Genomic DNA, 6,387 nt, shown 5'->3' with positions numbered 1-6,387 from the left:
TCGACGCGGACGGGTACTGCGAGCGGTGCGGGCACGCGCAGCCGCGTCCGCGCGACCACATGTAGCGGGAGTTGAGCAGGCTCGCGGCCGTGAGCGACCGGGGCCTGCGCCACCACCGCAACGAGGACGCCTTCGCGGTCGCCGCGACCGCGCTGCCCGACGGGGCCACGGCCGCCGTCGCCGTCGTGTGCGACGGCGTGTCCTCCGCGACACGCCCGGACGCGGCCTCGCTCGCCGCCGCGCAGACCGCCGAGGCGTCGCTCATGGCCTCGCTCCCGCGCGGCACCCGCCCCGAGCAGGCGATGCGCGAGGCGATCGAGCAGGCGGCAGAGGCCGTCAACGCGCTCGCCGACGAACCGGTCGTACCGCCCGAGGAAGCCGGGCAGAACGCCCCGGCGTGCACGCTCGTCGCCTCGATCGTCACCGAGGAACTCCTCGTCGTGGGCTGGGTCGGCGACAGCCGCGTCTACTGGGTGCCCGCCGACCGCTCCGCGACCCCGTACCGCCTCACCGAGGACGATTCGTGGGCGGCGCAGATGGTCGCCGCGCGGCTGCTGAGCGAGGAGGAGGCGTACGCGGACGAACGCGCGCACGCCATCACGGGCTGGCTCGGCGCCGACGCCTACGAACTGGAGCCGCACACGGCCGCCTTCCGGCCCGAGGCGCCGGGGACCGTCGTGGTGTGCACGGACGGGCTGTGGAACTACGCGGAGAGCGCGGAGGCGATGGCAGCCCTGCTGCCCGCCGACTCGGGCAGCCGCCCGCTCGACGCGGCGCGCACGCTCGTGCGGTACGCGCTCGACAGCGGCGGCCACGACAACATCACGGTCGCCGTCGTCCCGTACCCGGCCCCGGGCGAACCGGTGCGCCTGGAGGCGCGATGACGCCCCTCCGCTGACGCCCGCGCACGCGGGAGGCCGGGACACGTGACGGACCGGACACGTGAGAAGCCGGACACGCGAGAGACCGGGACACGCGAGAAGTCGTGTCGGTACGTGAGAAGTCGATGAGGGGGAACGGCGTCATGGCGAATTTCTCGAAGCCCGAGGGGCCCCGGTTCGAGGTCGAGGTCTACCAGAACCCGTATCTGCCGGAGGGTTCCGGCGAGGTGCACGCCGTCGTCACGGTGACCGCGACGGGCGGCGGCACCGGCGCGCTCACCACGGCGGGCCCTGGCCAGGACGCCGCCGTGGTGCTCATGGTCGACTGCTCGGGCTCGATGCAGTACCCGCCCAGCAAGCTCCACCACGCCAAGGAGGCCACCGGGGCCGCGCTCGACACGCTCCGCGACGGCACCCGCTTCGCCGTCGTCGAGGGCACGCACGTGGCCAGGGAGGTCTACCCGCGCGGCGGCGCGCTCGCGGTCGCCGACGACCGCACCCGCGCCGAGGCGAAGCAGGCGCTGCGCGGGCTCACGGCTTCCGGCGGCACCGCCGTCGGTACGTGGCTGCGCCTCGCCGAGCGCCTGCTCGCCCAGGCACCCGTCACGATCAGGCACGGCATCCTGCTCACCGACGGGCGCAACGAGCACGAGACGCCCGAGGAGCTGCGTGCCGCGCTCGGTGTCTGCGCGGGCCGCTTCACCTGCGACGCGCGCGGGGTCGGCACCGACTGGGAGGTGGCCGAGGTCACCGGGATCGCGTCCGCGCTCCTCGGCAGCGCCGACATCGTCGCCGAACCCGAAGCGCTCACCGAGGACTTCACGCGCATGATGGAGAACGTCATGGGCAAGGAGGTCGCCGATGTCGCACTGCGTCTGTGGACCCCGCAGGGCGCCGAGCCCGTCTTCGTCAAGCAGGTCGCCCCCAGCGTCGAGGACCTCACCGCGCGCCGCACCGAGCCGGCACCGCGCACCGGCGACTACCCGACCGGCTCGTGGGGCGACGAATCGCGCGACTACCACGTCTGCGTCCGCGTCCCGCCCGCCGGGCTCGGCCAGGAGATGCTCGCGGGCCGGGTGTCACTCGTCGTGCCCGAGGCGGACGGCTCGGTGACGCGGCTCGGGCAGGGGCTCGTACGGGCCGTGTGGACGGACGACATCGCGGCGTCCACGCAGCTCAACCCGCAGGTCGCGCACTACACGGGACAGGCCGAACTCGCGGGAGCGGTACGGGAGGGACTCCAGGCGCGCAAGTCCGGTGACCAGGAACGCGCCACGGCGCGGCTCGGTCGCGCGGTGCAGCTCGCGCACGCCTCGGGCAACGAGGCGACGGCCAAGCTGCTCGCCAAGGTGGTGGACGTCGTGGACGCGCCTGCGGGTACTGTGCGACTGAAGGCGAAAGTGACGGAGGCGGACGAGATGACCCTCGAAACACGGTCCACCAAGACCGTGCGGGTCAGGAAGTAGCCCTCGCGCGCCGCCCGCCGCACGACGCATGTGTGGCGGTGGGCCCGCCCTTCCGGACCCGCCGGGCCGGATGCTGTCAGTGACCGGCCGGGAGGCCGGAGAAGAGAAGGAGAGGAGGAAGCGCCGACATGCCGACCTGCCCGAACGGACATCAGTCGAGCTCCGACGACTGGTGCGAGATCTGCGGCCATCGCATGGCCGGGTCGGGCGGACCTGTGCCGCCGCCTTCCCCGCCCCCCGCGCCCAGCCCGTACGGATACCCGCACAGCGGGAACCAGCCGGAGGCCGAGCGCTGCCCCCAGTGCGGTACGCCACGCGAGTCCGGCGGCCCGTTCTGCGAGCACTGCCGGTGGAACTTCCTGACCGGGACGGCCACGCAGTACGTGCCGTCCGCGCCCGCGTCGCCCGCCGCGGGCGGCTTCGGCGGCCCCGGTCCCCAGACGCACGAGTACCAGGAGTCACGGCCCTCCAGGATCAACAGGCCCCCCGAGCCGATCGTCCCGGACATGATCCAGCGGCCCGGCCCCGGTTATCCGGGGCAGGGCGAGCAGGAGCCGCCGTCGTACCCCGGCGGCGACCCCGCGGGCCCCGGCGGCCCCGGTACGGGAGGTGACCACGGCGCCCGCCCCGCGCAGGGCGGCTTCCCCGACCCGTACGGCCAGGCGAGCGGGTACGGCCCGGGCCCTGCCACCACGCAGCCGCCCCAGCAGCACCAGGCACCCCAGCAGCCTCAGCAGCACCAGCCGCCGCAGCAGCGCCAGCAGCCCGGCGTGGACGACTGGCCGATCGCCCCGCCCGCCCCGTACCCGCCGAACGGGCCGGGACCGAACAGCCCCGGTACCAACGGCCCGGGCATGCCGGGTCCGGGTGGCCCGGGTGGTCCCGGCGGTCCCGGCCCCGGCGGCCCCGGTCTCGGCGGTCCCCGTCCCGGCGGTCACGGCGACCCGTTCGCGCAGGGTCCGGGCGGTCCCGTGCCGGGGACCTGGAGTGCCACGTACGGCCCCGATCGTGAGTACTTCCTGGCGATGATGCAGCGCAGCGGCCCCGAGGCGGCCGGGCTCAGCCTGCCCGCGTACTCACCGGAGCAGCGCGTCGAGCTGACCGGGAGCCAGATCACGATCGGCCGCCGCAGGCACTCCACGGGCAACACCCCCGACATCGACCTGTCGGTGCCTCCGGAGGACCCCGGGGTCTCGCACCAGCACGCCATGCTGACGCGCCAGCAGGACGGCACGTGGGCGGTCGTGGACCAGAACTCCACGAACGGCACGACGGTCAACGGCTCGGAGGAGCCCATTCAGCCCTTCGTGGTCCAGCCGCTCTCGGACGGCGACCGCGTGCACGTCGGCGCGTGGACGACGATCACGATCCACCGCGGCTGAGCGACGCGCCGAAGGGGCCGCACGCCACGCGCGTGCGGCCCCTCGCGCGTTCTCCCGGCGTCTCTCGCGCTTCCGTTCACGCGGCTTCCCGCGCGGTCCTCAGGGCAGCGCCCACGCGTACGGCCCGTCCGGGTCGTCGAGCCACGCCCACAGGTACTCGCCGCGCAGCGTGACCCCGAAGCGCTCCCTGGCGGGCATGTGCTCGCGCCGCCACAGCGCCAGTGCCTCGTGCGGGGCGAGGGTGCCCGAGGTGAGCGCGAGCAGGAAGTGGAAGTCCTCGTCCCGCGCGGCCCAGGAGGGCAGCCCGCCGAGGTACGGGGCCGGCTCGGGGGTCCGCTCGGCGCCTCGCATCGGGACGAAGTAGGCGGGTGTGGCCAGAAATCGCCCCTCGGCGTGCTCGGCGTCCCGTACCCGCAGCGCGAGCAGGCCCGTCGCGAGCGGCGCCACGACGAGCGCGCCCGGGGCGCACTGCCGCAGCAGCGCGCGCGGCACCGTGTTGACCGCCGCCGTGACGAGCACCCGGTCGTACGGGGCTCGCGCGGGCCAGCCGCGCATCCCGTCGCCCGTGCCGACCTCGGGCCTGAACCCGGCCCGCGCGAGGTGCGCGCGCGCCGATTCGGTGATCTCGGTGTCGAGGTCGACGGTCGTGACGAGGTCCTCGCCGAGGCGGTGGCACAGCAGCCCGGCGTTCCACCCGGTGCCCGCGCCGACCTCCAGGACCCGGTCCCCCGGGCGCACGTCGAGCCCGGTCAGCATGCGGGCCATGAGCGAGGGCTGGCTGCTCGACGAGACGAGTTCGCCGTCGCGCAGCCGGGTCGCGAGCGGGACGTCCGCGTAGGCCCCGGTGAGCCAGCGGGCGCGCCGCTCGCGGTCGGGGTCCTCGCCCCACAGGCGCTCGAAACCGCCGGTGGGGGCGCGGACGTAGTAGTACGGCACGAAGTAGTGGCGCGGGACGGAGGCGAAGGCCGCGTACCAGGGCGAGTCCTCGTCGAGCAGGTCGCACTCGCGGGACAGGCGGCGCAGGAGGCCCTCGCGGGAGCGGGTGGCGAGGTCCTGCCACTCCTCCTCGGTGCGGGGAGCCCTCGCGGGCTGGGCGGGCTGCGGGGTCATGGGTCCACTGTGGAGGGCGCGGGGGCGGGAAGCGAGTACGCGTGCGGGGTGCTTTCGGACGGGTCGGCGCTGACGGGTGGCCGTACGGGCGTCGGGCGGGGGGGCCGGTGGCGGGCGGCAGGGCGGTGGCGGGCGGCGGTCCTACGACCCGGGTACTCGGCCGGGGTGTCTGAGACGATGGACACGTGAACGAGATCCCGCACGGCACAGTCCAGGAGCAGACCTTCTACGAGCAGGTCGGCGGCGAGGAGACCTTCCGGCGCCTGGTGCACCGCTTCTACGAGGGCGTGGCCGGGGACCCGCTGCTGCGCCCGATGTACCCGGAGGAGGACCTCGGCCCGGCCGAGGAGCGGCTCGCGCTCTTCCTCATGCAGTACTGGGGCGGCCCCCGCACGTACAGCGAGAACCGCGGCCACCCGCGCCTGCGCATGCGCCACGCGCCCTTCGCCGTGGACCGCGCCGCGCACGACGCGTGGCTGACGCACATGCGCGCGGCGGTCGACGAACTCGGCCTCACCGAGGAGCAGGACCGCACCCTGTGGACCTATCTCACGTACGCCGCCGCCTCGATGGTCAACCGCGCGGACTGACCTCGACCTCGGTGACGACGTCGACGGGCACGGCGAGGCTGTTCGCGACGAAGCACGCGCGGTGGGCGCGCGCGGCGAGCTCCCGCACCGCCTCGGGGTCGGTGCCGGGCGCCACCCGTACGGTCACCGCGAGGCGGATCGCGTCGAGCCGTCCGCGCTCCAGGTCGAGGCGGGCGCTGGCCTCGTCCTCGTAGGCCAGGACGTCCACGCCCGCGCGGGCCGCCTCGCCGAGGAACGAGAGCAACTGGCAGGAGGAGGCGGCCGTCAGGAGCAGTTGTTCGGGGTTGAGGAGTCCGGGGTCGCCGCGGAAGGCCGGGTCGGCGCTCAGGGCGAGGCGCTGGGTGGCGGGCGGGGCGAGGACGGTGTGGGTACGGGAGTAGCCGCGGATTCCGGCGGCGGTGGAGCCCTGCCACTGGAGGAGGGCGAGGTAGGCGTGAGGTGCGGGCCGCGTGGTCATGGGGCGACCGTAGGGCGGGTTCGTTTCGGTACGTACCGAAGGATGACCGGACTATCGTCGTACGCATGTCCAGCCCCGTGACCACCGCCGCCTCCGCCGTACCCGGCCGCGACCGCGACTTCAGCACGGTCGCGCAGGCGCTCGCGGCCCCGGCGCGTTCCGTGTTCTGCAATCTGCTCATGGACGGCACCGCGCGCCCGGCCGGCGAGCTGGCGCGCGCCGCCGGGATCGGCGCCTCGACCGCGAGCGAGCACCTGTCCGTCCTCGTCGCCGCCGGACTCCTGGAGTGCACGGCCTCGGGACGGCGGCGCTACTACCGGCTCGCGGGGCCCGAGGTGGCGCGCGCGCTCGAAGCGCTCGGCGCGCTCACGGGGCCGACGCCCGTACGCGGCTACCGCCCGAGCCGCCAAGCGGCCCGGCTCGCGGCCGCCCGTTTCTGCTACGACCACCTCGCGGGGCGGCTCGGGGTCGCGCTGAGCGAGGCGTGGCACGCCTCGGGGT

General features: G+C 74.9%; 6 protein-coding genes and 1 pseudogene. 5 read left to right on the top strand and 2 right to left on the bottom strand.

Annotation, left to right across the window (positions count from 1 at the left end; genetic code table 11):
• The 3 genes and pseudogenes from G3I42_RS18370 to G3I42_RS18360 form a co-directional block, all read left to right on the top strand.
• Positions 1 to 884: pseudogene (locus G3I42_RS18370) on the top strand (PP2C family serine/threonine-protein phosphatase); the annotation flags it as partial.
• Between the two features lie 140 nt (positions 885 to 1,024).
• The gene (locus G3I42_RS18365; RefSeq protein WP_164287322.1) at positions 1,025 to 2,347 is read left to right on the top strand and encodes a VWA domain-containing protein; all 1,323 of its coding nucleotides are present in this window, start codon (positions 1,025 to 1,027) and stop codon (positions 2,345 to 2,347) included.
• A 128-nt stretch (positions 2,348 to 2,475) separates the two neighbouring features.
• On the top strand, positions 2,476 to 3,729 hold the full coding sequence (locus G3I42_RS18360) for an FHA domain-containing protein (RefSeq protein ID WP_203606984.1): 1,254 nt from the start codon (positions 2,476 to 2,478) through the stop codon (positions 3,727 to 3,729).
• A gap of 99 nt (positions 3,730 to 3,828) precedes the next feature.
• On the opposite strand, the gene G3I42_RS18355 is transcribed toward G3I42_RS18360, so the two are convergent.
• Positions 3,829 to 4,839: a methyltransferase domain-containing protein gene (locus tag G3I42_RS18355; RefSeq protein ID WP_164287320.1), complete on the bottom strand. Its 1,011-nt coding sequence runs from the start codon at positions 4,837 to 4,839 to the stop codon at positions 3,829 to 3,831.
• A gap of 185 nt (positions 4,840 to 5,024) precedes the next feature.
• Between G3I42_RS18355 and G3I42_RS18350 the strand changes: the two genes are divergently transcribed.
• Positions 5,025 to 5,429, top strand: coding sequence for a globin (locus G3I42_RS18350; RefSeq protein ID WP_164287319.1), 405 nt, complete (start codon positions 5,025 to 5,027; stop codon positions 5,427 to 5,429).
• Here the strand turns inward: G3I42_RS18350 and G3I42_RS18345 are convergent.
• Positions 5,413 to 5,886, bottom strand: a complete 474-nt coding sequence (locus G3I42_RS18345) for an OsmC family protein (RefSeq protein WP_164287317.1) — start codon at positions 5,884 to 5,886, stop codon at positions 5,413 to 5,415. The genes G3I42_RS18350 and G3I42_RS18345 overlap by 17 nt on opposite strands.
• 65 nt (positions 5,887 to 5,951) lie before the next feature.
• On the opposite strand from G3I42_RS18345, the gene G3I42_RS18340 reads away from it, so the two are divergent.
• A partial coding sequence (locus G3I42_RS18340) for a helix-turn-helix domain-containing protein (protein WP_164287315.1) occupies positions 5,952 to 6,387 on the top strand: 436 nt, incomplete at its 3' end.

The sequence above is a fragment of the Streptomyces sp. SID11385 genome (genome assembly GCF_010548245.1).
In the GTDB taxonomy this organism is placed as follows: domain Bacteria; phylum Actinomycetota; class Actinomycetes; order Streptomycetales; family Streptomycetaceae; genus Streptomyces.
This window is presented reverse-complemented; position numbering and strand designations above follow the sequence as displayed.

Bases quoted from the DNA above. Each gene is read 5' to 3' on its own strand.
- G3I42_RS18365 (WP_164287322.1), top strand. From the start codon at position 1,025: ATGGCGAATTTCTCGAAGCCCGAGGGGCCCCGGTTCGAGGTCGAGGTC.
- G3I42_RS18360 (WP_203606984.1), top strand. From the start codon at position 2,476: ATGCCGACCTGCCCGAACGGACATCAGTCGAGCTCCGACGACTGGTGC.
- G3I42_RS18355 (WP_164287320.1), bottom strand. From the start codon at position 4,839: ATGACCCCGCAGCCCGCCCAGCCCGCGAGGGCTCCCCGCACCGAGGAG.
- G3I42_RS18345 (WP_164287317.1), bottom strand. From the start codon at position 5,886: ATGACCACGCGGCCCGCACCTCACGCCTACCTCGCCCTCCTCCAGTGG.